The sequence below is a fragment of the Nonomuraea sp. NPDC005692 genome, from assembly GCF_040631115.1.
Lineage (GTDB): Bacteria > Actinomycetota > Actinomycetes > Streptosporangiales > Streptosporangiaceae > Nonomuraea.
Genome location: NZ_JBEXYU010000004.1, coordinates 207,929 through 231,642, shown reverse-complemented (window position 1 = coordinate 231,642; position 23,714 = coordinate 207,929). Strand labels below are relative to the sequence as shown.

At 72.2% G+C, this 23,714-nt stretch carries 22 protein-coding genes and 2 pseudogenes; 6 read left to right on the top strand and 18 right to left on the bottom strand.

Annotated features, from left to right (window positions below):
• Positions 1 to 200: 200 nt before the first annotated feature.
• The gene (locus ABZ459_RS11705) at positions 201 to 1,562 is read left to right on the top strand and encodes a phenylacetate--CoA ligase family protein (protein ID WP_357969045.1); all 1,362 of its coding nucleotides are present in this window, start codon (positions 201 to 203) and stop codon (positions 1,560 to 1,562) included.
• A gap of 17 nt (positions 1,563 to 1,579) precedes the next feature.
• On the opposite strand, the gene ABZ459_RS11700 is transcribed toward ABZ459_RS11705, so the two are convergent.
• The 6 genes from ABZ459_RS11700 to ABZ459_RS11675 are packed head-to-tail and all read right to left on the bottom strand — an operon-like array spanning position 1,580 to position 7,416.
• Positions 1,580 to 3,172: a fused response regulator/phosphatase gene (locus tag ABZ459_RS11700; RefSeq protein ID WP_357969042.1), complete on the bottom strand. Its 1,593-nt coding sequence runs from the start codon at positions 3,170 to 3,172 to the stop codon at positions 1,580 to 1,582.
• Positions 3,165 to 4,847: an ATP-binding protein gene (locus ABZ459_RS11695; RefSeq protein ID WP_357969039.1), complete on the bottom strand. Its 1,683-nt coding sequence runs from the start codon at positions 4,845 to 4,847 to the stop codon at positions 3,165 to 3,167. The genes ABZ459_RS11700 and ABZ459_RS11695 overlap by 8 nt, the downstream gene beginning before the upstream one ends.
• A complete protein-coding gene (locus tag ABZ459_RS11690; protein ID WP_357969036.1) occupies positions 4,834 to 5,835 on the bottom strand; it encodes an ATP-binding SpoIIE family protein phosphatase in 1,002 nt (333 codons plus the stop codon). The genes ABZ459_RS11695 and ABZ459_RS11690 overlap by 14 nt, the downstream gene beginning before the upstream one ends.
• Positions 5,823 to 6,206: an anti-sigma regulatory factor gene (locus ABZ459_RS11685; RefSeq protein ID WP_357969659.1), complete on the bottom strand. Its 384-nt coding sequence runs from the start codon at positions 6,204 to 6,206 to the stop codon at positions 5,823 to 5,825. The genes ABZ459_RS11690 and ABZ459_RS11685 overlap by 13 nt, the downstream gene beginning before the upstream one ends.
• 8 nt (positions 6,207 to 6,214) lie before the next feature.
• Complete coding sequence (locus ABZ459_RS11680; protein ID WP_221762408.1) at positions 6,215 to 6,580, bottom strand: STAS domain-containing protein; 366 nt, start codon at positions 6,578 to 6,580, stop codon at positions 6,215 to 6,217.
• Complete coding sequence (locus ABZ459_RS11675; protein ID WP_357969033.1) at positions 6,580 to 7,416, bottom strand: STAS domain-containing protein; 837 nt, start codon at positions 7,414 to 7,416, stop codon at positions 6,580 to 6,582. The genes ABZ459_RS11680 and ABZ459_RS11675 overlap by 1 nt, the downstream gene beginning before the upstream one ends.
• Positions 7,417 to 7,672: 256 nt before the next feature.
• On the opposite strand from ABZ459_RS11675, the gene ABZ459_RS11670 reads away from it, so the two are divergent.
• Complete coding sequence (locus tag ABZ459_RS11670) at positions 7,673 to 8,323, top strand: biliverdin-producing heme oxygenase (RefSeq protein WP_357969031.1); 651 nt, start codon at positions 7,673 to 7,675, stop codon at positions 8,321 to 8,323.
• On the opposite strand, the gene ABZ459_RS11665 is transcribed toward ABZ459_RS11670, so the two are convergent.
• From ABZ459_RS11665 to ABZ459_RS11645, 5 genes and pseudogenes are all read right to left on the bottom strand, one after another.
• Positions 8,307 to 10,316 carry an APC family permease gene (locus tag ABZ459_RS11665; RefSeq protein WP_357969028.1) on the bottom strand — a complete coding sequence of 670 codons (2,010 nt, stop codon included), beginning with the start codon at positions 10,314 to 10,316 and terminating at the stop codon, positions 8,307 to 8,309. The genes ABZ459_RS11670 and ABZ459_RS11665 overlap by 17 nt on opposite strands.
• A 22-nt stretch (positions 10,317 to 10,338) precedes the next feature.
• A complete protein-coding gene (locus tag ABZ459_RS11660; protein ID WP_357969656.1) occupies positions 10,339 to 10,617 on the bottom strand; it encodes a CrcB family protein in 279 nt (92 codons plus the stop codon).
• Positions 10,614 to 11,006, bottom strand: coding sequence for a CrcB family protein (locus ABZ459_RS11655; RefSeq protein WP_357969025.1), 393 nt, complete (start codon positions 11,004 to 11,006; stop codon positions 10,614 to 10,616). Before ABZ459_RS11655 ends, ABZ459_RS11660 begins: the two co-directional genes overlap by 4 nt.
• Complete coding sequence (locus ABZ459_RS11650; protein WP_357969023.1) at positions 11,006 to 11,134, bottom strand: hypothetical protein; 129 nt, start codon at positions 11,132 to 11,134, stop codon at positions 11,006 to 11,008. Before ABZ459_RS11650 ends, ABZ459_RS11655 begins: the two co-directional genes overlap by 1 nt.
• A gap of 161 nt (positions 11,135 to 11,295) precedes the next feature.
• Positions 11,296 to 11,700, bottom strand: a pseudogene (locus tag ABZ459_RS11645) (ammonia channel protein); the annotation flags it as partial.
• Between the two features lie 255 nt (positions 11,701 to 11,955).
• Between ABZ459_RS11645 and ABZ459_RS11640 the strand changes: the two are divergent.
• The 3 genes and pseudogenes from ABZ459_RS11640 to ABZ459_RS11630 all read left to right on the top strand — a co-directional run.
• Positions 11,956 to 12,654: pseudogene (locus ABZ459_RS11640) on the top strand (urea transporter); the annotation flags it as partial.
• 288 nt (positions 12,655 to 12,942) lie between these two features.
• Entirely contained in the window at positions 12,943 to 13,542 is a 600-nt protein-coding gene (locus ABZ459_RS11635; RefSeq protein WP_357969653.1) for a TetR/AcrR family transcriptional regulator, read from the top strand.
• A 56-nt stretch (positions 13,543 to 13,598) separates the two neighbouring features.
• Positions 13,599 to 15,005 (top strand): MFS transporter, encoded by a 1,407-nt coding sequence (locus tag ABZ459_RS11630; RefSeq protein ID WP_357969020.1) that lies wholly within the window; start codon positions 13,599 to 13,601, stop codon positions 15,003 to 15,005.
• On the opposite strand, the gene ABZ459_RS11625 is transcribed toward ABZ459_RS11630, so the two are convergent.
• The gene (locus ABZ459_RS11625) at positions 14,995 to 16,224 is read right to left on the bottom strand and encodes a cytochrome P450 (protein WP_357969018.1); all 1,230 of its coding nucleotides are present in this window, start codon (positions 16,222 to 16,224) and stop codon (positions 14,995 to 14,997) included. The two genes, ABZ459_RS11630 and ABZ459_RS11625, sit on opposite strands and share 11 nt — an antisense overlap.
• A 136-nt stretch (positions 16,225 to 16,360) precedes the next feature.
• On the opposite strand from ABZ459_RS11625, the gene ABZ459_RS11620 reads away from it, so the two are divergent.
• Positions 16,361 to 17,749 (top strand): FG-GAP and VCBS repeat-containing protein, encoded by a 1,389-nt coding sequence (locus ABZ459_RS11620; protein WP_357969015.1) that lies wholly within the window; start codon positions 16,361 to 16,363, stop codon positions 17,747 to 17,749.
• Here the strand turns inward: ABZ459_RS11620 and ABZ459_RS11615 are convergent.
• From ABZ459_RS11615 to ABZ459_RS11590, 6 genes are read right to left on the bottom strand one after another with little or no spacing between them, the layout of a single operon-like run.
• Complete coding sequence (locus tag ABZ459_RS11615) at positions 17,734 to 19,212, bottom strand: HAMP domain-containing sensor histidine kinase (protein ID WP_357969013.1); 1,479 nt, start codon at positions 19,210 to 19,212, stop codon at positions 17,734 to 17,736. The two genes, ABZ459_RS11620 and ABZ459_RS11615, sit on opposite strands and share 16 nt — an antisense overlap.
• Positions 19,209 to 19,901, bottom strand: coding sequence for a response regulator transcription factor (locus tag ABZ459_RS11610; protein WP_357969010.1), 693 nt, complete (start codon positions 19,899 to 19,901; stop codon positions 19,209 to 19,211). Before ABZ459_RS11610 ends, ABZ459_RS11615 begins: the two co-directional genes overlap by 4 nt.
• Positions 19,898 to 20,452, bottom strand: a complete 555-nt coding sequence (locus tag ABZ459_RS11605) for a hypothetical protein (RefSeq protein ID WP_357969007.1) — start codon at positions 20,450 to 20,452, stop codon at positions 19,898 to 19,900. Before ABZ459_RS11605 ends, ABZ459_RS11610 begins: the two co-directional genes overlap by 4 nt.
• 23 nt (positions 20,453 to 20,475) lie before the next feature.
• Positions 20,476 to 21,732, bottom strand: coding sequence for an ABC transporter permease (locus tag ABZ459_RS11600; RefSeq protein ID WP_357969005.1), 1,257 nt, complete (start codon positions 21,730 to 21,732; stop codon positions 20,476 to 20,478).
• Positions 21,719 to 22,474, bottom strand: a complete 756-nt coding sequence (locus ABZ459_RS11595) for an ABC transporter ATP-binding protein (RefSeq protein ID WP_357969003.1) — start codon at positions 22,472 to 22,474, stop codon at positions 21,719 to 21,721. The genes ABZ459_RS11600 and ABZ459_RS11595 overlap by 14 nt, the downstream gene beginning before the upstream one ends.
• Positions 22,471 to 23,565 carry a biotin/lipoyl-binding protein gene (locus tag ABZ459_RS11590; RefSeq protein WP_357969001.1) on the bottom strand — a complete coding sequence of 365 codons (1,095 nt, stop codon included), beginning with the start codon at positions 23,563 to 23,565 and terminating at the stop codon, positions 22,471 to 22,473. The genes ABZ459_RS11595 and ABZ459_RS11590 overlap by 4 nt, the downstream gene beginning before the upstream one ends.
• Between the last annotated feature and the right edge of the window lie 149 nt (positions 23,566 to 23,714).

Genomic DNA, 23,714 nt, shown 5'->3' with positions numbered 1-23,714 from the left:
AACCGGCGAATGGCAGGACCGGCGGGCGCTTCATACGGCATCGGCGCGGCGCGGCGCGTGGAGATGGTCTGGGTCGGGAGGGGTGGCGGGGATGGGGGGTGGTGTCACCATGGGGGCTGGAGACGATCAATTCTTGGAGGGAGGAGGCGTGGGGGCCGGTCCGGGGCTGAGGGCTGCGGGCGGTCGGCCGCGCGTACCCCATGGATCCCCTTGAGCTCTTCCATCAGGTGGCCGCCACCGTGCCCGCCTACCGTTCGTTCCTGGCCGAGCACGGTGTCGAGCCGGCGAGCGTCACCAGTCTGGAGCGCTTCAGCCGGCTGCCGATGACGTCCAAGGACACCTACATCCGCCGTCACCCGCTTCCCGACCTCTGCCGGGACGGCGTGATCGGGGACATGATCGCCGTGTCCTCGGGATCGACGGGGACGCCGTCGTTCTGGCCGCGTACGGTGGCGGACGAGCGGGTGATCGCCGCCCGCTTCGAGGAGGTCTTCCGGGACTCCTTCGGGGCCCGCGAACGCCGTACGCTGGCCGTGGTCTGTTTCGCCCTGGGCACCTGGGTCGGCGGCCTGTTCACCATCGAGTGCTGTCGTCACCTGGCCGAACGCGGCTACCCGATCACCGTCGTCGCGCCGGGCACCGACCGCAGGGAGATCGCGCGGGTGCTGCCGGAGCTGGCGCCGCACTTCGACCAGGTGGTCCTGCTGGGCTATCCGCCGTTCCTGAAGAACGTCATCGACACCGAGCCGCTCCCCTGGGCCGACTGGAACGTCAAGCTGGTCACGGCGGGCGAGGTGTTCAGCGAGGAGTGGCGCACGCTGGTGGCCGAGCGGGCCGGGATCGCCGACCCGGTGCGCGGTATCGCCTCCCTGTACGGCACCGCGGACGCCGGGGTGCTGGGCAACGAGACGCCGCTCTCGGTCGAGCTGCGCCGTTTCCTGTCCGGCCGCCCGGACACGGCCAGGGAGCTGTTCGGGGAGTCCCGGTTGCCGACCTTGGTGCAGTACGACCCGCGGGTGCGCTTCTTCGAGGAGCACGAGGGCACGCTGCTGTTCTCCGGCGACAACGGTGTACCTCTGATCCGGTACCACATCGCCGACGAGGGCGGGGTGATCCCGTACGAGCGCATGCTGGGGTTCGCCGAGCGGCACGGTTTCCGGACGGACGTCGCCGGCCCACGCCATCCGTTCGTCTACGTGTTCGGCCGCAGCCATTTCACGCTGTCCTACTACGGCGCGAACGTCTACCCGGAGAACATCGCGGTGGGGCTGGAGCAGCCGGAGGTCAGCGGATCGGTGACGGGCAAGTTCGTGATGGAGGCGGCGGAGGACGCCGACCACGACCGGCACCTGACGGTCACGGTGGAGCTGATGCCCGGCGAGAAGCCCACCGACGAGGTCGCCCAGGCGGTGGGCGCGTCGATCCTGGCCCAGCTCCTGCGGCTGAACAGCGAGTTCGCGAACTATGTTCCGGTGGCGCAGCAGATGCCGTTCATCCGGTTGCGCGAGGCCGGGGACCCCGAGTACTTCCCGCCCGGGGCCAAGCACCGCTACACCCGCTGAGGCCCAGGTACGCCCGTTCAGGCGCCGGCGGAGTCCGCGTCGAGGGTGCGGCGGACGACGACGAGCGCCACGTCGTCCTCGCGCGCCCCGAACGCCCCCAGCATGCGTTCGGCGAACTCCTCCAGGTCGTCCTCGACGGTCTCGGCGAGCTGCCTGGCCTTCTCCATGCTGTCGTCGAGCAGGATGTGCCGGTCCTCCAGCAGGCCGTCGGTGAACAACATCATCGTGCCGCCGGGCGGCAGCTTGAGCCGGTCGACCTGGTACCGCTCGGGCACCGCGCCGAGCAGCAGGTTGCCCAGCGTGTGGTACGAGCTGCCGGGCCCGGCGAACAGCGGCGGCATGTGCCCGGCGTTGGCCAGCTCGATCTCGCCGGTGGCCGGGTCGATGAGCATCAGGCACACGGTGGCGGTCAGGCCCCGGTGGTAGCGCCGCATCATCTGGTTGAGCAGGTCGAGGGAGGCGCTCAGGTCCACCTGGGCGATGAGCGAGGCGCGCAGGGCGTGGCGCACCTCGGCCATGACGGTCGCGGCGTGCAGGGAATGGCCCTCCACGTCGCCGACGGCGACCAGGACGCGTCCGTCGACCTGCAGCACCTCGTAGAAGTCGCCGCCGACCTCGACGTTGTCCACGGCGGGCTGGTAGCGCAGCGCGACCTGCAGGCCCGGCACCTCGGGGATGCGGCTGGGCAGCAGGCTGCGCTGCAGGGTCAGCGCGATGTCGTGCTCCTCGGTGTAGGCGCGCAGCGCGCCCAGCGCCAGGGCCAGCTCCTGGCCGAGCTGGCGCAGCAGGTTCACCTCGTCGGCGTCGAGCGGCGAGACCGCCTCGACGCCCAGGTAGACCGGCGACGGGGAGTTCTTGGTACGGCAGAGCACGCCGGTGGTGGAGTGCTCGGCGCGCACGTCGGGCAGCAGGCCCGCCCACTCGCTGGTGGCCAGGGTGAACACCCGGGCCCTGGCGGCGTCCTTCAGCGTCCGCTCGGACAGGCGTTCCAGCACGTCGGAGGCGGCGGGCTGGGCGCCGCCGGCCGGCTCGCCGGGACGGGCGCGGAAGCGCCGGACCCGCCCGTCGGGCAGCATGGCGAGCGTGCCGCTGTAGCGGCCGAGCACCTCGGCGGTGCCCTCGACGGCCACGGTCAGCAGCTCGTCGAACGTCTCGGCCTCGTTCATCCGCAACGTCACCTCGGCGAGCTTGGCCAGGCGCTCGGCCATCAGCTCGGCCCGCCAGCGCGCCCGGTAGTAGCGCAACATGGCCTCGACGGTCGCGGCGAACTCGGTGGGCTCGATGGGCTCGCTCAGGTAGGCGTCGGCGCCGCGTTCCAGCCCCTCGGTGCGGTCGGCGGGGGTGATCGCGTTGGCCGACACCTGGATGACGGGGATGGAGGCGGTGGCCGGATTGGCCTTGATCAGCTCGCAGACCTCGTAGCCGTTGATGTCGGGCAGGCGGACGTCGAGGACGACCAGGTCGACCTGGTTGGCGGCGAGCATGCCGAGGGCCTCCTCGCCGCCCCTGGCCTCCAGCACCTGGTGCCCGGCCCGTCGTAGCCAGCTCGACAGGATGTAGCGCTTGGTGGGGGTGTCGTCCACCACCAGCACGCGTGCGGACTCAGACATCCTGGTCCTCTCCAGCACCGCCGTTCTCGCCCTGGCGGGCGCTGCGGATGGCCTGCAGGAGTTGTTCCCTGCGCAGCCCGTGCTTGGACAGTACCGGCCGGTTGCCGGGGGCGTGTTGCGGGGCGATGGTCACGATGACGACCGGGATGTCGCTCAGCCGCTCGTCCTCGGCCATCTGGTGCAGCAGCACGTGGCCGTCCACGCGGGGCATGAGCAGGTCGACCAGGATCACGTCGGGCGGGGAGGCGGCCATGACCTCGAGCGCGGCGGCGCCGTCGGCGGCCTCGTCCACGTGGACGGTGAAGCCGTAGAGCATGCGGCGGGCGCTGGCGCGGAAGACCTCGTCGTCGTCGGCGATCAGCACGCGCTGCACCTCGGGCGTGCCGCTCTGGTGCGGCAGCCGCAGCGTGGCGGTGGTGCCGTCGCCCGGCGTGCTGGTCAGCTCCAGCGTGCCGCCCAGCGCCTCGGCGAGCCTGCGCGCGTACGGCAGGCCGAGGCCGGTGCCCCTCGCCCTGACCTGCAGCGAGCCGGGAACCTGGTAGAAGTCCTCGAACACGCGACTCAAGTGTTCCTCCGAGATGCCGATGCCGCTGTCCGTGACCGTGATGACGATCTCGCTCTTGGCTTCGTCGGCATGCGCGGCCAGCACTACCTGCCCGCTTTGAGTGAATTTGAGCGCGTTCGACAGCAAATTGCGGAGAATTCGCAGCAACATGCTCTCGTCGGCGTACAGCTCGGTGGCCTCCGGCGTGATCTCGTGGCTCAGCGTCACGCCGGCGCGCTCGCTGGTCGGCCGCATCGTGACGTGCAGCTGCCCGGCCATCCGCGCCAGGTTGACCAGCGTGGGCTGCGGGTCCAGGCGGCCGGACTCGGCCTTGGCCATGTCGAGCAGCTCGCTGACGAGTTCGAGCAGCGTCTGCGCCGAGTCGCCGATCAGCCCGATCTGGTGGGCCTGCTCCTCGGTCAGCGGCTCGCCGCCCTGGCCGGTCAGCAGCCGGACCAGGCCGATGACGGAGTTCAGCGGGGTGCGCAGCTCGTGGCTGACGGTGGCCCAGAAGCGGTTGCGGGCCTCGATCGTCTCGCGGAGCTGGGCGGACTTCTCGTCCAGCTCGGCGTACAAGGCGACGACTCCCCTGTTGGTCTCCTCCAGCTCGGCCGAAAGCTGGTTGTACATGGCCAGCACGCCGGTGTTGGTCTCCTGCAGCTCGGAGTTGAGCCGCAGCACGTCCTCCAGGGTCTCGGCCAGTTCCCTGTTCTGCTCGCGCAGCTCCTCCAGCGCGCTGATCGGGGCCAGCTTGGCGAGGTCGGCGCGGATGGCCTCCAGCGGGACGGCGCTCACCCGCGGCCGCAGCCGCTTGGTGATCGTGATGTGGCCGTCGCCGTGGGCGATGTCGTCGACGAGCCGGCCGGCCAGCGTCACGCCTTCGGAGCGGTCCAAACCGGACGGCCTGGTGTGGCGGATGGTGATCAGCAGCACGTCGTGGCCGAGGGTGATCACGGCGGCGGCGCCCTTGCCGAAGGCCTCCCTGCCCACCTCGCTGAGGGCGGTGGCGACCCTGATCTGGTCCTGGGACTCCAGCCCGACCAGCTCGGCGGCGGCCCGGCCGAGGCGGCGCAGGACGAAGACGTCCTGGTCGGTGTCGAGCCTGACCCTGATGAGCTCAGTCGCCGCCATTGCCGGGCCTCACCGTCACCACGCAGGCGTCGTCACGCCTGCTGCCCGCCTCGCGCAGCAGGCCCGCGGCGATGACCGCGGGGGTGCGCGCGAACAGCCCCGGCACGTTCCCGGGGTCCCATCGGTCGGTCAGGCCGTCGGAGTGCATCACGACGGTGGCGTACGGGGGGATCTTGTACTCGTACTGGCGGAGGGTGCGTCCCTGGTGGCCGGCGATGCCGGGCAGCGAGATCATGCCCTGCCGGCCGCCGGCGTCGGCGACCCAGCCGGAGACGTTGCCCAGCCCGGCGTAGGTGACGGTGTCCCGGCCGACCCGGGCGACCGCGACGGCGCCGCCGCGGGTGCCGCTCAGCCCCCGGTGCAGGTGTTCCAGGATCGACAGCGGCTCCTGGTCCTGGACCTGCGCGAACAGCTCGACGGCGGTCTGCGCGGCGATGGCGGCGATGTGGCCGTGGCCGAGGCCGTCGCACAGCAGCACCGTGGTGCTCTCGCCGTTCTCGGCGATGGCGTAGCCGTCACCGCAGCTCACCTCGTCGCCGATCGGCCGGGTCAGGCCGCTGGCGCGCAGCGCGGGACCGGGCGTGTTCTCGGCGGTGAAATGCATGACGAGCACAGTGCCCATGCCGGGCACCGAGTGAACGTCGTATCCGGTGGCGATGCGGGCGATGGCCCCCATCCCGATGCCGAGCGTGCCGGAGGTGGAGTAGCCGTCGCGCAGGGCGCGGGCCACGTCGGCCATGCCGGGGCCCTTGTCCACCGCGACGAGCTCCACGCTGGCCGGGGCCTCGGGGTGCGGCCGGACCAGGACGACGCCCTCCACGGCATGCTTGACCAGGTTGGAGACGGCCTCGCTGACGGCCACGGCCGTCTGCCCGGTGCGGGTGGTGTCGAAGCCGGCCGCCTCGGCCAGCTCGACCGCCCGCCGCCGGACGGCGCCGACGGCGCTCGGGTCCTCGGCGCGCACCCAGGCCGGGCTCACCTCGCCCATTTGGTCACCGTCACGGTCGTGCCCTTCCCGGGGGCGGAGAGCAGGTCGAACTCGTCGACCAGCCGGCGGGAGCCGCCGAGGCCGAGGCCCATGCCGCCACCGGTGGTGAAGCCGTCGGTGAGCGCCTTGTCGAGGTCGGGGATGCCGGGGCCCTCGTCGCTGAAGACCAGCTTCAGGCCCCGCTTCCTGCCGTTCTCCACGAGATCGATGCGCACGTCCCCGCCACCGGCGTAGACGAGCGCGTTGCGGGCCAGCTCGCTGGCCGCCGTGACGATCTTGGTCTGGTCCACGAGGGAGAGCCCGGCCTCGATCGCGAGGGTCCGCACGATCTGCCGGACCACCACGACGTCCGCACTGCCCGCGATCGTCATCGTCTCGGTCACGTGGCGGCGCCCCTGACGTGGTCGAGGAGCGCCACTCCCTTCTCCAGGTTCAGCGCCGTGCGCACGCCGCCCAGCGACAGGCCCAGCTCCACCAGGGTGATCGCCACCGCGGGACGCATGCCGACGACCACGGTCTGGGCGTCCAGCATGCGGCACATGGTGGCGATGGTGGCCAGCATGCGGCCGATGAAGGAGTCGACGATCTCCACCGCGGTGATGTCGATGATCACGCCTCTGGCCCCGGTGGCGACGACCCGCTCGGCCAGGTCCTCCTGGAGGGCCAGCACGCTCTGGTCCTCCAGGTCGATCTGGATGGACACGATCAGGATGTCGCCGAGCTTGAGTACGGGCACCCGGTCCATCAGGCGCCCTCCGCCCGGACGGCGATGCGGGCGTGCTTCGCCTGGCTCACCTGCACGCCGCTGCGCCTGAAGGCGTGGGCGAGGGCGTCGGCCAGCGACGCCTTGGTGACGATGTCGCCGAACTCGATGCCGAGCGTGACGATGGTGTGCGCGATCTGCGGGCGGATGCCGGAGATGACGCACTCGGCGCCCATCAGCCTGGCGGCCACCACGGTCTTGAGGAGGTGCTGGGCCACCTGGGTGTCCACGGCGGGCACGCCGGTGATGTCGATCACAGCGTGCTCGGCGCCGGTGTCGACCAGGGTCTGCAGCAGCTTCTCCATCACGACCTGGGTCCTGGCGGAGTCGAGGGTGCCGATCAGCGGCACGGCGACGATGCCCTCCCAGAGCTTGACCACCGGGGTGGACAGTTCGAGCAGCTGCTCGGCCTGGTCCAGGATGATCTTCTCGCGGGCGTCGGAGAACGTCTCGAAGGTGAGCAGGCCCAGGTCGTCGATGAGCCGGGAGAACCAGATGAAGCCGCGCAGGGCCTCAGGCTCGCCATCGGCCTCCACGAGCTCGTACAGGGCCTCCTTGAGACCGAAGACGGCGCGGGCGGTGTCGGCGGGCGCGTGGCCCGCGCGGGCGCGGGTGCGGGAGAGCTCGGTGAGCAGGCCCCTGACGTCGGCGAGGTCTCCCATGCCCTGATCGAGCGCGGACCGCAGGGCCCGGTAAATGTCGAGGAGCTCTCCCGACGGGGCCTTGGCGAGCTGCACCCAACGGGCGAGGACCTGCTCCTCGTGCTCACGGAGCAGCTCTTCGATGCGTCGCCTGGCGACGTCGGCATGGACGGTCAAGGATCACTCCTGGGTTGACTGGCGAGTGACGGTGTCAACGTATGTTAGAGCGATTTTTCCAGGTAGCGGACCGTTTGACGTCCACCACAGTGCGCGACGGACGTCCCCGCCAGGCATGCCCCCTTGAGTCCCGCCTTCCTGGGTAGATGAACGGCGGAGGCGAGTTTTGCTGACATGCTGTCGCCATCGCCTTGACGGAGCCTCCCCAGGGTTGTGACACTGTGTCAGAAACATTCGCACGAGTTGGGGAAGTGCTGTGACGACGTCGTTCTCCGAGACCTTGAGGGCCGCCACCTGGGGCGACCACGAGTCGGCCGAGTCCGAGGGCTACCTCGCCGAGCTGATGGGCGGCCGGTTGAACGAGCACGAGTACGGCGAGATGGTCGCCCAGCACTACTTCGCCTACCTCGCGCTCGACGGCGTCTCCAAGGAGCTGGCCGCCCACCCGGTCGCCGGCCGTTTCGTCTTCCCCGAGCTGTACCGCGAGCCCGCCCTGGAACGCGACCTGGCCACCATCTACGGCCCCGCCTGGCGCGAGCGCGTCGCCCCCTCCAAGGCCACCCGGACCCTCCAGGCCCGCATCCACCAGATGACCGACTGGCCCGGCGGCTACGTCGCCCACCACTACACCCGTTACCTCGGCGACCTGTCGGGCGGCCAGTTCATCCGCATGGAACTGCAGAAGATCTTCGGCTACCAGGCCGGCGGCGGCGTCGACTTCTACATCTTCGACGAGGTGGGCAGCCTGCCGCGGTTCAAGACCGAGTACCGCGCCCGGCTCGACGCCCTCGGCGCGCAGCTCGACGAGCGCGAGCGCCAGCGGATCATCGGCGAGGTGCGGCTGGCCTACCAGCTCAACACCGAGGTCCTGGCCGAGCTCATGCACGTCGTCAGGGCCGCGGCGTAGCCGCCTGCGCCCGGTCGTCGTCGCCGTCCGGCCGCCGGGCCAGGACGGCCAGGCGCGTGGGCAGCCGCGGCGGGCGCTCGGCGCGTTCTTCGCCCGAGGCCAGCCGGTAGGGCACCAGGGTGACCATGACGCCGGGGAGCAGCAGCAGCCGGTCCCGCAGCCGGGCGGTCAGCCGGTTGTGCAGGGCCGGCTCCCACCAGCGGCCGGTGACGTAGTCGACGATGTAGACGGTCACGATCTGGTCGGGGTGCAGGGCCAGCCGGTCGCGTACGTGCCGCAGGATCGGGCCTACGGCGGTCCGGTAGGGCGCCTCGATCATCCTCAGCGGCACGGAGGAGGGGGCGTAGTGCTCCCAGCCCTCGCGCAGTTCGCGGGTCGTCTCCTCGTCGGTGCACACGTGCACGGCCTCCAGACCGGCCGGGCGGGTGGCCGCGGCGTAGGCGACCGCCTGGAGCGCGGGGCTGCCCAGCCGGGAGACCAGCACCATGGCATGGGCGCCGCCGGGCAGCTCGACGGGCGTGTCCGGTGTGGTGGCCGCCCGTACCTGGTCGTAGTGCCGTCTGATGCCCTTCATGAGCGCGAACAGCCCCGGGATGGCCAGGCAGACCAGCCAGGCGCCGTTCGCGAACTTGGTGACCAGCACGATCACCAGGACGGCGGCGGTCACCGTCGCGCCGATCGCGTTGACGGCCTGGCGCCGCCGCACGCCGGGCGAGCGCGGGACGGTCCGCTGCCAGTGCCGCACCATGCCGGCCTGGCTCAGCGTGAAGGAGATGAAGACGCCGATGATGTAGAGCTGGATGAGCCGTGAGCTGTTGGCGTCGAAGACGACGAGCAGCACGGCCGCGGCCGTCGCGAGCAGCAGGATGCCGTTGCTGAAGACCAGCCGGTCGCCGCGCTTGTGCAGCTGCCTGGACAGGTAGGAGTCGGCGGACAGGATCGAGGCCAGCATGGGGAAGCCGTTGTAGGCGGTGTTGGCCGCCATGATCAGGATCGCCGCGGTGCTGGCCTGGAGGAAGGCGTACAGGACGCCGCGGCCGAGGACGGCGTCGCCGATCTGGGCCAGGGCGGTGGGCTCGACGTACCCGGCGGGCATCCCGGCGAGCCGGCCGGGGTGGTCGGGGTCGGTCATCCGCACGTGGGTGAGCAGGGCCAGCACGGTGATGCCGGAGAACATGGTGACCGACAGCGCGCCCATGATCGCCAGGGTGTTCGCCGCGTTCGTGCTCTTGGGCCGGCGGAAAGCGGGCACGCCGTTGCTGACCGCCTCCACCCCGGTCAGCGCCGTGCAGCCGGAGGCGAACGCGCGCAGCACCAGGAAGACGGCGATGAAGCCGACGGGCTGGTAGAGCGGCTCGATGGTGAAGTCGGCGCTGACCGCGCGGGGATGCTCGCCGGTCAGCAGCCGCCAGGCGGCGACCAGGAACATCAGGTAGACCGCGGCGATGAAGGCGTAGGTGGGCACCGCGAAGCCGCGGCCGGACTCGCGGGTGCCGCGCAGGTTGACCAGGGTGAGCAGCGCGACGCAGGCCACGCTCAGCGGCGCCGACCAGCGTTCCAGGCCGGGCGCGTAGGAGGTGATGGCGTCCACCCCCGCGGCGACGGAGACGGCGACGGTCAGCACGTAGTCGACCAGCAGCGCGGCGGCGGCGACCAGGCTGGCGTTGACGCCCAGGTTCTCCCGGCTGACGACGTACGCGCCGCCGCCGCCCGGGTAGGCGTAGCAGGTCTGCCGGTAGGACACGATGATGATGATCAGCATGGCCACGATGGCCAGGGCGATCCAGCCGGTCACGTGCAGCAGGGCGAGGCCGCCCAGGGTGAGGGCCATGATGATCTGCTCGGTCGCGTACGCCACCGACGAGATCGGGTCGCTGCAGAAGACGGGCAGCGCCAGCCGTTTGGGCAGGAGCTGCCGTTCCAGGTGCTTGGTCCGCAGCGGCCGGCCGACCAGGGCCCGCTTGGCCCGCTCCCATGGGGAGGCGGTGGTCATCGGCGTTCCCGCCTCCTTCCGGTCAGCCGGCGATCGCCCTGCCGAGCAGGTAGCCGAGGCTGACGACGGCCAGGCCGAGCACCAGGTTCACGGCGATGTCGGCCGGCGCCCGGCCGGTGGACCCGGCGGCCAGCATCTTCCAGGTGTCGGTGCTGAAGGTGCTGAACGTGGTGAGCGCGCCGCAGAACCCGGTGCCGACCAGCGACAACACGACCGGCGGCAGGGAGCCGCGGGAGGCGATGCCCGTCAGGACGCCGAGCCCGGCCGAGCCGATGACGTTGACGGCCAGCACGAGGATCATCGGCGGCCGCCCAGCCGCAGGCCCGCCCAGACGGCCGGCAGGCCCAGGACGACGCTGAGCACGAGGCAGAGCACCGCCCAGCCGGCCGCGCCGCCCACGGTGAGCTCCCGGACGCCGTCCACCAGGTGCGAGAAGGTGGTGAAGCCGCCCAGGAAGCCGGTGCCGAGCAGCGCCTTGACCGGCATGCGGTGCAGCGGGTGGCGGGTCAGCTCGCCGGTGAGCAGGCCCGTCAGCAGGCAGCCGAGGACGTTGACCGCCAGCGCGGGCCAGGGCAGCGGGTGGTCGGCGCCCATCAGGGTCTGGGTGAGCAGGTGGCGGGCGACCGCGCCGCCGCCGCCGCCCACCCCGATCAGGACGAGGGCGCGGGCCGGATGCCGGGTGACGGCCATCAGTCCTCCGGCCCGAGCTGCGCCGCGGTGCCGGCGAGCTGTTCGGCCTCGGTCTCGCGCAGCCGGCACAGCCGGTCCACGACGCGGCCGATGAGGTAGGTGACGATGAAGGAGCAGAGGCCGACCACGACGATCGCGGCGAGCGCTTGAGCAGCACCTCGATCGGGCCGCCGTAGAGCAGGCCCTTGGTCCTGGTGGCGCTGACGCCGGTCGCCAGCAGGCCGACGAGGGCCGTGCCGACGACCAGGGCGCCCTCGGCGTTGACGAAGGCGCACGAGGGCGTGATGGCCACCAGCCCGGCCAGCGCGCCGGTGGCCGGGCCGAGCCGGGTGAGGTGCCGGTGCCGCAACCACTCCAGGACGAGCCAGGTCAGCGTCCCGGCGGCCCCGGCGATCATGGTGGTCAGGAAGGCGTTGACCGCGATGCCGCCGTCGGCCATGCCCGAGTTCAGCTCGACGACCAGGCCGCCGGCGAAGTCGAGCACGCCCCACCGGCTGATCCAGCCCTGCCGGTCGAACACCCAGTGCGCGATCGGGAAGTACACCAGCGTCACCCAGACGACGGAGAACACGATCCACGGTCCGAGCCGGGTCCTCCGGCCGGCGACCGAGCCGCTGATCAGGGCCACCGTGATGATGGCGAAGGTGAGCTGGAACAGCGCGAAGGCGTAGGTGGGGACGCGGCCGTGCAGCATAGTGGGCGTGATGTCGGCGAAGCGCAGGTCCCCGAAGCCGATCACCCCGGCGCCGTTCTGGGCACGGACCATGCCGCCGTAGAAGAAGGCCGGTCCGGGCGTCATGAGCAGCACCATGGCGGCGCTCACGAGCACCCAGGCCGAATCCCCGGTGTTGAGCCCTGGCGGCATCGCCCGGCCTCCCTTCCTGTCCCCAGACAGAGATGATCGGGCGAACCGAGGGCAAAACTCCCTGGTCAAGCGCCTTTGCCGGGCATGTGCATTGTTGAGGCGCTCTTAGTGCTCGACGGCTTTCGCAAAGCATGTCCATCGAACCGCCGCCGCGTGGCCCGCCGGCCGCGCAGGAATGTTGCCGCTCGTCCACCCCGGTCCCGGCGAGAGAGACAGGCGGGCCAGGCCCGGTGGATCACGCTGCTGCTGGTCGTCGTCGGCGCGATCATGGGCAGCGTCCTGACGTCGGCGCTCAAGACGCTGCTCGGGCCGCACGACATGCCGTGGCTCACCGCGCCGTTCTGCGCGGTGGCCACGATCATGGCGGTCGGCGGCCCGGCCCACGAGCGGGTCTGGCGCGGGCACGTCCTGGCGGCGCCGCCGTCGGCGACGTCCCCGGGGACCACGGTGACGTTCGCCGACCTGTGGCAGGGGCTGCTGAACGGCGTCGGCCAGGTGTTCTTCCAGGGCAAGTGGTACGTCGGCCTGATCTCCCTGATCGGCCTGGCGTTCGCCGGGTGGCGGGTGGCGGGGGCGGCGCTGGCCGCCGGCGCCGTCGGGATCCTGGTGGCCGTGCTGCTCGGCGCGCCCGCGGCCGACATCGGCGCCGGCCTGTACGGCTACAACGCGGTGCTCACCGGCATCGCGCTGTGCTGCGCGTTCGTCGTGCCGACCGTCCTCGGCCTGCTGTACGCCCTGGCCGGCGTGGTGGCGGCGACCGTGCTGACGGCGTTCGTCGGCTACCTGTTCGCGCCGGCACTGGCGGAGGCGGCGGGCCGGCGGGCGGAGGCGGCGGGCCGGCGGGCGGGGCCGGCACGCTGCCGAACGGGGCGGGCGCCTGGGTCAGGCTGCTCGGGCCGGAGTCGCCGCCCGTCCTCGCCGCCCTGGACCGCCTGTGGGACCTCGCCCGGCGCGCCGTCACCGGCCACCCGGCCCCGGACCGGCGCAAACCCTGAGCCCGCCCCGCGACGGCGCGGGTCTCGCGGGGACGGTCACGGGTGCGCCGGCGGCGATCCGGCCTACCATGGGCCCATGCCCCGCATCTCGGCCGCCACGATCGGCGAGCATCGCGCCCAGACGCGCGACCGCATCCTGCAGGCCGTCTCGCGCCTGTCCAGGGCCCAGGGCATCGACGCCATCTCCCTGACGGACGTGGCCCACGAGGCCGGCATCACCCGCACGGTCCTGTACAACTACTTCCCCGACAAGGCCGCGCTGCTGCTGGCCTTCACCGAGCGCGTCACCAGCTACTTCATCGAGAGCTACGAGCGGGAGCTGCCCGAGGGGGCCTCGCCCGCCGACCGCTTGCGGGCCTTCGTCCGGCTGCAGCTCGCGGGGCTGCTGGCCCACCCCCACCCGGGCGCGGCCGACCTCGGCGCGGCGCTCGGGCCCGACGCCTACCAGCAGCTCGCCGAGCACGTCGCGCCCATGCAGCGGGTGCTGGTGGGGATCCTCGACGACGGCGTGCGGGCGGGCGACTTCCAGGTGCCCGAGGTGGGCGCGACGGCGCGGATGGTGCTGGCCGTCATCGGGGCCGAGCGGGTGCCGCTGATCAGCGGCGAGGTCACGGTCGAGACGGCCGAGCAGGCCGTGTCGGGTTTCGTGCTCCGGGCCCTCGGCGCCCGCCCGTAGGGCCGAACGCCGGGGTGGCCGCCGAAGTCCGCCGGGGCCGGTGACAAGATTGACGGATGGGACAGAACGGTCACGTCCAGGTGAAGTCGGCGCGAGGGCGGTGGATCCTGAGCGCGACCGTGCTCGGCTCCGGCCTGGCCCTGCTCGACAGCACCGTGGTCAACGTCGCGCTGCCGTTCCTCGGCAGGGAGCTGAACGCGGCCATGGACGGCCTGCAGTGGACCGTCAACGCCTACACCCTCACCCTGGCGGGCCTGATCCTGCTGGGCGGCTCGCTGGGCGACCGCTACGGGCGGCGCAAGATCTTCCTGATCGGCACGGTGTGGTTCGCCGTGGCCTCGGCGCTGTGCGGCCTGTCGCCGAACATCGAGTTCCTGATCGGGGCGCGCGCGTTGCAGGGCATCGGCGGCGCGCTGCTCACCCCGGGGTCGCTGGCCATCATCCAGGCGTCGTTCGTCAAGCAGGACCGGCCGCGGGCCGTCGGGGTGTGGTCCGGACTGGGCGGCGTGGCCAGCGCGATCGGGCCGCTGCTGGGCGGCTGGCTGGTGCAGACGGCCGGCTGGCGGTGGGCGTTCCTGATCAACCTGCCGTTCGCGCTGATCGTGGTGCTGGTGACGCTGCGGCACGTGCCGGAGAGCCGTGACGAGCAGGCGGCCGGGCGGTTCGACGTCCTGGGCTCGATGCTGGCCGCGCTGGCGCTGGCCGGGATCACGTACGGGCTGATCGAGAAGGGCGCGCCGGTGCCGCTGATCGCGGGGGCGCTGCTCGGGGCGGCGTTCGTGGTGACCGAGCGGCGCAGGTCGCCGCAGGCGCTGGTGCCGGTCGCCATCTTCAGGAACCACGTCTTCACGGCGGTCAACGTCGTCACGCTGATCATGTACGCCGCCATGGGCGTGGTGTTCTTCCTGCTGGTGATCCAGCTCCAGGTGGTGTCCGGGTTCTCGCCGATCGCGGCCGGGCTGTCGATGTTGCCGACCACGATCCTGATGATGCTGCTGTCGTCGCGGGCCGGGGAGACGGCCCGGCGGTTCGGGCCGCGCTGGCCGATGACGATCGGGATCCTGCTGGCGGGGGCCGGGTTCGTGCTGATGAGCATGATCGGCCCGCACGCCTCCTACCCGCTGCTGGTGCTGCCCGCGGTGACCGTCTTCGGGCTCGGCCTGTCGGCGGCCGTCGCGCCGCTGACCGCGACGGTGCTGGCCACGGCCGACGAGCGCTACGCCGGCACGGCCAGCGGCGTCAACAACGCCGTGGCCCGCACCGGGAGCCTGCTGGCGGTGGCCGCCGTGCCGCCGCTGGTCGGCCTGGTGGGCGACGCGTTCGAGAACCCGCCGGTGTTCAACGCCGGGTTCCGGGCGGCCATGCTGATCAGCGCCGTCATGATGGCGGTCGCCGCGGCCATCACGTTCCTCACCATCAGGACGAACGTGCTGGCCGGGGAGCCGGAGACGGCTAGTACGTGAACGCCTGACTGCGCACGCTGTTGTCGAAGTTCGACAGCAGCAGCTCGGGCTCGCCGACCGAGCGCACGCCGGGCAGCCGGGTCAGCAGCTCCCGGAACATGGTGCGCATCTCCTGCCTGGCCAGGTTGGCGCCGAGGCAGAAGTGCGGGCCCGGCCCGCCGAACCCGACGTGGGGCTTGGTGTCGCGGGTGATGTCGAAGGTGTCGGGGTCGGGGAAGACCGACTCGTCGCGGTTGGCCGAGCCGTAGAACAGCACGACCTTGTCGCCCTGCTTCAGCTCCAGCCCGCGCAGCGTGCAGTCTTCTGTGACCGTGCGGCGGAACTGCATGATGGGCGAGACGTAGCGGACCATCTCCTCGATCGCGCCGTTGATGTGGGCGTCGAAGTCGGAGGTCAGCAGCTCGCGCTGGGCCGGGTTCTCGGTGAGCAGCCGGATGCCGTGGGCCATGGTGTTGCGGGCGGTCTCGTTGCCGGCCACCAGCAGCAGCGAGAAGAACGAGCCCAGCTCCTTGTCGGTCAGCTTCTCGCCGTCGGGGTTGGCGTTGACCAGGAGCGAGACCAGGTCGCCCTTGGGCTCGGCGACGCGCTCGTGGCCGAGCTTGATGACCATGCGCTGCAGGGCCAGCAGGGCCAGCATGTTCTGGCCGGCCATCTGGACGCTGCGGGCCAGGCTGGGACGCACGCCGGTGTAGGCGGTGGAGATGTCGACGTGCTGGTGGACCTTGGCGCGCAGCTCCTGCGGGATGTCGAGCATGTCGCAGATGACGTGGATGGGAAGCTTGGCGGCCACCTGCGTGACGAAGTCGCGCGGGCCCTCCCTGACGACGTCGTCGACGATGCGGGCGCAGGCGGCCTGGATGTCGCCCTGGAGCCCCGCCAGCATCTTGGGGCTGAACGAGCGCGTCACGATGCGGCGCAGGCGGGCGTGGCGGGGGTCGTCCATGTTCACCATGGACTCGCCGAACACCTGCTTGACCCAGCCCGGCGGCTCGGGGTTGGTGACGGCGGGCTCGCTGGAGAAGATCTTGGCGTTGCGGCTGGCCTCGACCACGTCCGCGTGCCGGACCAGGGCGTAGAAGCCCTTGCCGGAGCGGAGGAAGGGCACCTTCTTCTCCGGGAAGAACACCGGGTGCTCCAGTTGCCGGAGCCGGGCGAATGCCTCATTCCGCTCTTTGAGCGGTTTGCGCCAGAAGTCCAGATCAGCGAGGTCGATGTCCACCCGTCTATCCTGGCACGCTCCCACGCCCCGCCGGACGGGCCGAAAGTCCCTTCCGAAGCGGATGTGCATCGTGCCCTCCTGGCCCGTTCTCGTGGCGTTAAGTCCGGGTTCGACGTGGATGGAGATGACTGTCGGTATGAACGCGTTGCTCGCCGCCTGCCTGGTCGTCCCCCTCGTCTCCGGGCCCGTTTCCGCCGCCGGGCCCGCCGCCCGCGCGTGCGGCGGGCACCCCCTCGACTTCGACGGCGACGGCCGCGCCGACATCGCCGTCGCCGCTCCCTACGACGACTCCAGGGCCGGTTCGGTGACCGTCATGTACGGCTCGGGCCGGACCGTCGAGCTCACCCAGCCCGGCGCGGAACCCGGGGACGCCTTCGGCTCGGCGCTGGCCGTCGGCGACTTCGACGGCGACCGCTGCGCCGACCTGGCGGTCGGGGTGTCGGAGGAGTTCGCCGGGGCGCGGGTGCCCGGCGCGGACGGCAACGGGGTCGTGCAGATCTTCGACGGCTCCCCCGCCGGGCTGGTCGCCGGCGAGGAGCTGGCCCCGGCCCGGCGGGGCAGCGACCGGTTCGGCGCGGCGCTGGCGGCCGGCGACTTCGACGGCGACGGCCGCGACGAGCTGGCCGTGGGCTCCCCGAGCCACGCGTCGGGCGGTGCGGTCACCGTCTACGGGATGAAGGGCCGCAAGGCGTACCAGATCACCCAGAAGACGTCGTGGGTGCGGCAGCCGGCGAACGTCACCGACCAGTGGGGCGCGGCGCTGACGGCCGGCGACTTCGACGGCGACGGCCGCGACGAGCTGGCCGTCGGCGCGCCCGCCGACAGCGTGCGCCTGGACGGCCAGGGGTCGGTGACCGTGCTCGACCCGCGCGCCCGCCGGGCCCGGCTGCTCACGCAGAGCTCGCCGGGGATCGCCGGCGCCTCGGAGAAGTGGGACGCCTTCGGCGCGGCCCTGGCCACCGGCGACCTCAACGGCGACGGCCGCGACGACCTGGCGATCGGCGTGCCCGGCGAGGGCCTCAGCGAGAACCAGCGGGCCATGGACTACGGCGACGGCACCGTGGACGTCCTGTACGGCTCGCGTGCCGGCCTGCGCACCCACGGCAGCGAGGCGTGGTCGCAGCGCTCGCTGAAGGGCGAGCCGCGCTACTACGACCGGTTCGGCGCGGCGCTGGCCGCCGGGGACTTCACCGGCGACGGCAAGGACGAGCTGGCCATCGGCGTGCCCGGCGAGCACGCCGTCCAGGTGCTCCAGGGCCGCGCGTCGGGCGGCCTGACCCGGAAGGGGAACCTGCTGGTCAAGGGCAAGGGGCGCGACTTCGGCGCCGCGCTGGCCACGCTGCCCGGCGGCGGCGGCCGCTACCGCGCGCTCACCGCCGGACGCCCCCTGGACGGGCTCCTGGTCGCCGCCCCCGACCAGGGCCTGGTCATGTACGCCCCCGGTGTCCGCGAGACGGGCCTGCGCCTGGGCCGCCTCCGCCAGGTCTCCCAGGGCACCGGCCTGTACGGCTACACCTTCGGCTGAACATGCCCCGGGCTCTCAGCGGGTGGCAGCAGCACGCGGAACAGGGCGCCCTTGCCCGGCTCGCCCTCGGCCATGATGACGCCGCCGTGCGCCTCCACCAGCGTCGCCGCGATCGACAGGCCCAGCCCGGCCCCGCCCACCCCGCGCGCCGGATCGGCCCGGTAGAACCGCTCGAACACCCGCTCGGCCACCTCCGGCGGGAACCCCGGGCCCTCGTCGGCCACCTCCACCACGGCCCGCTCGCCGTCCACCCCGACGCGCACCTCGAACGGCGTCCCCGGCGGCGTGTGCTGCAGCGCGTTGCTCACCAGGTTCCCGACCACCTGGCCGAGCCGCGACTCGTCGCCGGTCACCAGCACCTCGCCCTCGCCGCCGTCCGAGCGGACCAGCTCGATCCGCCGGTCGGGGGCGAGCGTCTGGGCGTCGATCACGGCGGTCGCGGCCAGGCTGAGCAGGTCCACCGGCCGCCGCGCCAGCTTCCGCCGCTGGTCCAGCCTGGCCAGCAGCAGCATGTCCTCCACCAGCAGGCCCATGCGCGCGGCCTGCCCCTCGATCCGGCTCAGCAGCCGCACGGCCTCGGCCAGGTCCTTCTCCTCGCCCAGCCGGAACAGCTCGGCGAACCCCCTGATCGAGGTCAGCGGCGTGCGCAGCTCGTGCGAGGCGTCGGCCATGAACCGGCGCATGACCTCCTCAGAACGCCGCGCCGCCGTCGCCGACTCGCGCGCCGACTCGGCCGCCGCCTCCCGCTCGCGCACCGCCGACTCGATCTGGGCGAGCATGCCGTTGAGCGAGCGGCCCAGCTTGCCGACCTCGGTGGTGCTCGCCCACATCGGCACCCGGCGCGACAGGTCGCCGCCCGCGATGTCCTTGGCGGTGCGGCCGATCTCGCGCAGCGGGCGCAGGCTCCGCCGTACCAGCCAGTAGCAGGCGAGGCCCAGCACGACCAGCGTGCCGCCGCCGGCGAAGGCCACGATGAGGGCGAGCCTGGCCACCGTGCCCTCGACGTCGCCGAGGCTGATGGCGATCACCCGGCTGACGCCGTCGCGGCCAGGGACGGCGACCACCCGCCAGTCCGGCCCGCCGGGCGCGCGGGACTCGACGGTGAACGGCCGCCCGCCGCGCGCGGCGACGTCCGCGCCGGTCAGCCGGGGCAGCCTGGGCGTGTGCTCCTCGGTGGACTCGCTCATCACCCGTACGGTGGCGCCGCCCGCGTCCACCAGCACCGAGTGGAACAGCCCGAAGAACCGCTGCGGCTGCCGCCCGGCCGGCCACGCCTCGGGCGGCGGCGGCAGGTCGCGCGGCGCGGCGGCCGCCACCAGTTGCCGGTCCACCCGCTCGACCAGGTATCCGCGCAGCAGCCGCACGGCGAACAGGCCGGTCACCGTGATGGCGAGGGTGACCAGCAGCAGCGTGGCCGAGACCAGGCGCAGCCAGAGCGGGGCGCGGGCGAGGTGTTTCCTCATATGCGCGGCGGGCGCAGGATGTAACCGACCCCGCGCAGCGTGTGCAGGTACTTCCGGTCACCGGTGTCGATCTTGCGCCGCAGGTACGACACGTACGACTCGACCAGGCCCACGTCGGTGCGCCAGTCGCCGTTCCAGACGTGGTCGAGGATCTGCGTCTTGGACAGCACCCGGCCGACGTTCAGCATGAAGTAGCGCAGCAGCCGGAACTCCGTGGGCGACAGCCGCACCGGGACGCCGTCGCGCCAGACCTCGTGGCTCTCCTCGTCCAGCTCCAGGTCGGCGACGCTCAGCCGGTGGGGCGGCGGCGCGCCCCTGCGGGTCCTGCGCAGCACCGCCCGGATCCGGGCGATGACCTCCTCCAGGCTGAACGGCTTGGTCACGTAGTCCTCGCCGAGGCCGAGACCGGTGATCCGGTCCTCCGGCGTGTCCTTGGCGGTCACGAACAGCACCGGGACCCGGCGGCCGCGGGACCGCAGCCTTCCCGCGACCGCCAGGCCGTCGATGTCGGGCAGCATCACGTCGAGCATCACCAGGTCGGGCGTGCTCTCCTCGGCCACCCGCAGCGCCTCCCGCCCGTCGGCGGCGGTCAGCACCTCGAACCCGGCCATGCGCAGGCTGGCCGAGAACAGCTCCCTGATGTTGGGCTCGTCGTCGACCACCAGCAGCCTGGCCTCGGGCGCGTTCATCGCGGGCCGCCTCCCTGGGTGCCCTGGGTGATCGCGGTCGCGGTGACCGAGCCGTCCCCGGACTGCTGCCCGCGCACGACGACCGTGGTGCCGGCGGCCAGGTCGGCGACCTTGCCGGGCTTGGAGATCTGGACCGTGGTCTGGTCGCTGGTGGTGACCGTCACCGTGGCGCCGTCCATGGTCCTGACGTAGATCTTGTCGCCGTCGACCTTCTCGACGGTGCCGACCGTGCCGCCGCCCATGCGCTGCCCGAGCCCGCCGTTCTGGGGCCCGTTCTGGGTGCCGTTCTGGGTGCCGTTCTGGGTGCCGTAGCCGCGCTGGCCGTAGCCGCCGCCGGGGAACGGGCCGTCCGTACGTCGGAGCTGCGCGGCGGCCGGCGCGGCGTCGGACGTGCCGAACAGCCTGCCCGCCTGGATCCCGATGAGCACGCCCGCCACCAGCACCACCCCGGCGGCCAGCCCGAGCGTCAGCTTCGAGACGCCCCCGCGCGGCTGGACGGCGAGCTCCTCCCCCAGGTCGTCGGGGAAGGGCGAGGAGTCGAGCCTGTCCATGTCTTTCTCCTTACTCATGCCGCCTACTCGTGCCGCAGGGCCTGGATCGGCCGGAGCTTGGCCGCCCTGTTGGCGGGATAACTGCCGAAGAACAGCCCGATCCCCACCGACACGCCCAGCGCCAGCGCGACGGACGACGGCACGAGGACCGGCTCGATGCCGGCCACGCTGAACCGGGTGCCGACGAAGGCCACCAGCACCCCGAGCAGCCCGCCGACCAGGCTGAGCAGCGTGGCCTCCATCAGGAACTGGCCCAGGATGGCGCTGCGCGGCGCGCCGATCGCCTTGCGGATGCCGATCTCCCGGGTCCGCTCGGTCACGGTGACGAGCATGATGTTGGTGATGCCGATGCCGCCCACCAGCAGCGAGATCGCCGCCACCGCCCCGAGCAGCACGGTGAACGTGCCGGTGGCCTCGCTCACCGTCTCCTGCAGGGTGGCCTGGTTGAGTATCCGGTAGTCGGGGTTGCCGTCGGTGATCCCGTGCCGCTGGTTGAGGACGGCGGTCACCTCCGACTGCGCCGCCGTGGTGGCCTCGGCGCCGGTGGCCTGCACGACGATCGAGTCCAGCGAGCCGAACCCGCTCAGGCTCTGCTGCACGGCGGGCAGCGGCGCCACGGCCACGTCGTCGGCGTCCTGCATGCCGGTGGAGCCGCTCTCCTTGAGCACCCCCACCACCGTGAACGGCACCCCCGACACGCTGACCTGCCGGCCGATCGGGTCCACCGCGCCGAACAGCTCCTCCACCACCGTCTGCCCGAGCACCACGACCTTCCTGGCGGCCAGCACGTCGTCGTTGAAGAAGTACGTGCCCTTGGCCACGGGCTTGTTCATGGCCTCGAAGTAGCTGGGGTAGGTGCCGACGAACTGCCCGATCGTGTGGCTTGCGGCGCCGTACGCGGCGGTGGCGGAGTTGGCGCCGACCACCGGCGAGACGGACCTGACCGACGGCGCCAGCGTCCGGTCGGTGAGCGCCTTGGCGTCGGCCAGGCTGAGCTGCCTGGCCTGCGTGCGTGGCCCGGTGTTGCCGCCGCCGCCCGGCGCGCGCCCGCCGAAGCCGCCCCCGCCGCCTCCGCCCGAGAAGGACGGGGAGATCGTCAGCGTGTTGGCGCCGAGGCGCTGGATGTTCTTCTGGATGCTCTGCGAGGAGCCCTCGCCGACCGCCACCAGCAGGATGACCGCGGCGACGCCGATGAGGATGCCCAGCGTGGTCAGGGCGCTGCGCATCTTGTTGGCCAGCAGGCCGCGCAGCGCGAAGCGGAGGATCTCAAGCTGGTTCACTGGCCGCCGTCCTCGGGGGTGGTCCGTCGACCGGCGCCTGGCGGCGGTCCTCCACGATCTCGCCGTCCACCAGCCGGATCACCCGTCTGGCGTGCGCGGCCACGTCGTCCTCGTGGGTGATGAGCACGATCGTGCGTCCCGACTCGCTGAGCCGGTCGAGGATCTGCAGCACGTCGCGGGTGGAGGCGGTGTCCAGGTTGCCGGTGGGCTCGTCGGCCAGCAGCAGCGCGGGCGCGGTGACCAGCGCCCTGGCCACGGCCACGCGCTGCTGCTGGCCGCCGGAGAGCTGGTTCGGCTCGTGGCGCACGCGGTCGGTCAGCCCGACCTGCTCCAGCGCGGCCAGGGCGCGCGAGCGCCGCTCGGCCGGGCCGACGCCGCCGTACACGAGCGGCAGCTCGACGTTGGCCAGCGCGCTCATGCGCGGGATCAGGTTGAAGGACTGGAAGACGAACCCCACCCTGCGGTTGCGCAGGACCGCCAGCTGGTGCTCGGCCAGCCGTCCCACGTCCGCGCCGTCGATCTGGTACGTGCCGGAGGTGGGCACGTCGAGGCAGCCGAGGATGTTCATCAGGGTGGACTTGCCGGAGCCGGAGGCGCCCATGATGGCGACGTAGTCGCCGCGCTCGACGTCCAGGCTGACGCCGCGCAGGGCGTGGACCTTGGCGTCGCCCTCCCCGTACTCCTTGACGAGGTCCTTCACCCGCAGGACCGGGGCCGCCGTCGCGGTGGCGGAGGCCGTCATCGCCCGCCTCCCGGCATGCCGCCGCCGCCCGGGAACCCGCCGCCGAACCCGCCGCGCTGGTTGGTGCTCTGCGTACCGGTCGCCGGAGGCACGAGCTGGTCGCCCTCGGACACCCCGGACCTGATCTCGGTGAGCGCCGTGCCCCGGACGCCGACCTCGACCGGGGTCCTGACCTGGCGGCCGTCCCTGAGCAGGGTGACCGTGGTCTGGCCGCCGCTGGTGGAGACCGCGGTGGAGGGGACGGTGACGACGTTCTCCGCCCTGCCGACGACGACCTCGACGGTGGCGGTCTGGCCCAGCCTGACCGTGGCGGGGACCTTGGTGAAGGTGACCGTGACCGGGTACTGGACGACGTTGTTGCTGGTGGAGGCGACCGGCTGGATCTGCGTGACCTTGCCGTCGGCGGTCACCCCCGGCAGGGCGTCGAAGGTGACGGTGGCGTTCTGGCCCTGTTCGAGCTTGCCGACGTCGGACTCGGTGAAGGTGCCCACGAGCTGGAGCCGTCCGGTGTCGGCCAGGTCGACGAACCCGCCCGAGCCGGTGTTGTTGCCGCTGCTCTGTGACTGGCCCTGTGACTGGCTCTGTGACTGGCTCTGGCTGCCGCCCGAGCCGGAGGCGGTGCCGCCGACGGATCCGTTCACCGCCGTGACCGTGCCCTTGAACGGGGCCCGCAGGACGGTGGCCGCGACCGTGCGCTCGGCCTCGCGGTAGGCGTTGCGCGCCTTGACGTAGGAGGCGTAGAGCGCGGCCGTGCCGGTGCCCTCGTCGATCGCGCTCTGGTACGTGGCCTTGGCCGCCGACAGGCTCTCCTGCGCGGCGGCGTCGTCGAGCCTGGCCAGGATGTCGCCCTTGTCGACCTTGTCCCCCGCCTTGACGTAGATCCGCTCGACCGTGCCGCCCGTGCCGAACGACAGGGCCCTCGTCCTGGAGCTGGCCACCGCGCCCGACGCGGACACCGACGCGGACACCGAGCCGCGGCTCGCGGTCACCGTGCGCACGGCCGTCTCGCCGGCCGCGCGGTCCGTGCCGAGCTGGACGTAGGCGAGCGTGGCCCCGCCCAGCAGGAGCACACCCAGCGCTCCGTTGGTCATCAGCGCTCTGCGCCTTGTCGACACCTTCACAGCCGGTGACCCTTCCACACCAGCCTGCGCCACAGCCGTGACGGAGCTGAACGTTCGCTGACAACCCGGGCCCGCGCGGGGTCACACAGCGAACTCTCAGGCTGCTCGCAGGCTGCCGT

What these genes read in the sequence shown, in the direction of transcription:
- ABZ459_RS11705 (WP_357969045.1), top strand. Translation starts at nt 201, where the DNA reads ATGGATCCCCTTGAGCTCTTCCATCAGGTGGCCGCCACCGTGCCCGCC.
- ABZ459_RS11700 (WP_357969042.1), bottom strand. Translation starts at nt 3,172, where the DNA reads ATGTCTGAGTCCGCACGCGTGCTGGTGGTGGACGACACCCCCACCAAG.
- ABZ459_RS11695 (WP_357969039.1), bottom strand. Translation starts at nt 4,847, where the DNA reads ATGGCGGCGACTGAGCTCATCAGGGTCAGGCTCGACACCGACCAGGAC.
- ABZ459_RS11690 (WP_357969036.1), bottom strand. Translation starts at nt 5,835, where the DNA reads ATGGGCGAGGTGAGCCCGGCCTGGGTGCGCGCCGAGGACCCGAGCGCC.
- ABZ459_RS11685 (WP_357969659.1), bottom strand. Translation starts at nt 6,206, where the DNA reads ATGACGATCGCGGGCAGTGCGGACGTCGTGGTGGTCCGGCAGATCGTG.
- ABZ459_RS11680 (WP_221762408.1), bottom strand. Translation starts at nt 6,580, where the DNA reads ATGGACCGGGTGCCCGTACTCAAGCTCGGCGACATCCTGATCGTGTCC.
- ABZ459_RS11665 (WP_357969028.1), bottom strand. Translation starts at nt 10,316, where the DNA reads ATGACCACCGCCTCCCCATGGGAGCGGGCCAAGCGGGCCCTGGTCGGC.
- ABZ459_RS11660 (WP_357969656.1), bottom strand. Translation starts at nt 10,617, where the DNA reads ATGATCCTCGTGCTGGCCGTCAACGTCATCGGCTCGGCCGGGCTCGGC.
- ABZ459_RS11655 (WP_357969025.1), bottom strand. Translation starts at nt 11,006, where the DNA reads ATGGCCGTCACCCGGCATCCGGCCCGCGCCCTCGTCCTGATCGGGGTG.
- ABZ459_RS11635 (WP_357969653.1), top strand. Translation starts at nt 12,943, where the DNA reads ATGCCCCGCATCTCGGCCGCCACGATCGGCGAGCATCGCGCCCAGACG.
- ABZ459_RS11630 (WP_357969020.1), top strand. Translation starts at nt 13,599, where the DNA reads ATGGGACAGAACGGTCACGTCCAGGTGAAGTCGGCGCGAGGGCGGTGG.
- ABZ459_RS11620 (WP_357969015.1), top strand. Translation starts at nt 16,361, where the DNA reads ATGAACGCGTTGCTCGCCGCCTGCCTGGTCGTCCCCCTCGTCTCCGGG.
- ABZ459_RS11615 (WP_357969013.1), bottom strand. Translation starts at nt 19,212, where the DNA reads ATGAGGAAACACCTCGCCCGCGCCCCGCTCTGGCTGCGCCTGGTCTCG.
- ABZ459_RS11610 (WP_357969010.1), bottom strand. Translation starts at nt 19,901, where the DNA reads ATGAACGCGCCCGAGGCCAGGCTGCTGGTGGTCGACGACGAGCCCAAC.
- ABZ459_RS11605 (WP_357969007.1), bottom strand. Translation starts at nt 20,452, where the DNA reads ATGGACAGGCTCGACTCCTCGCCCTTCCCCGACGACCTGGGGGAGGAG.
- ABZ459_RS11595 (WP_357969003.1), bottom strand. Translation starts at nt 22,474, where the DNA reads ATGACGGCCTCCGCCACCGCGACGGCGGCCCCGGTCCTGCGGGTGAAG.
- ABZ459_RS11590 (WP_357969001.1), bottom strand. Translation starts at nt 23,565, where the DNA reads ATGACCAACGGAGCGCTGGGTGTGCTCCTGCTGGGCGGGGCCACGCTC.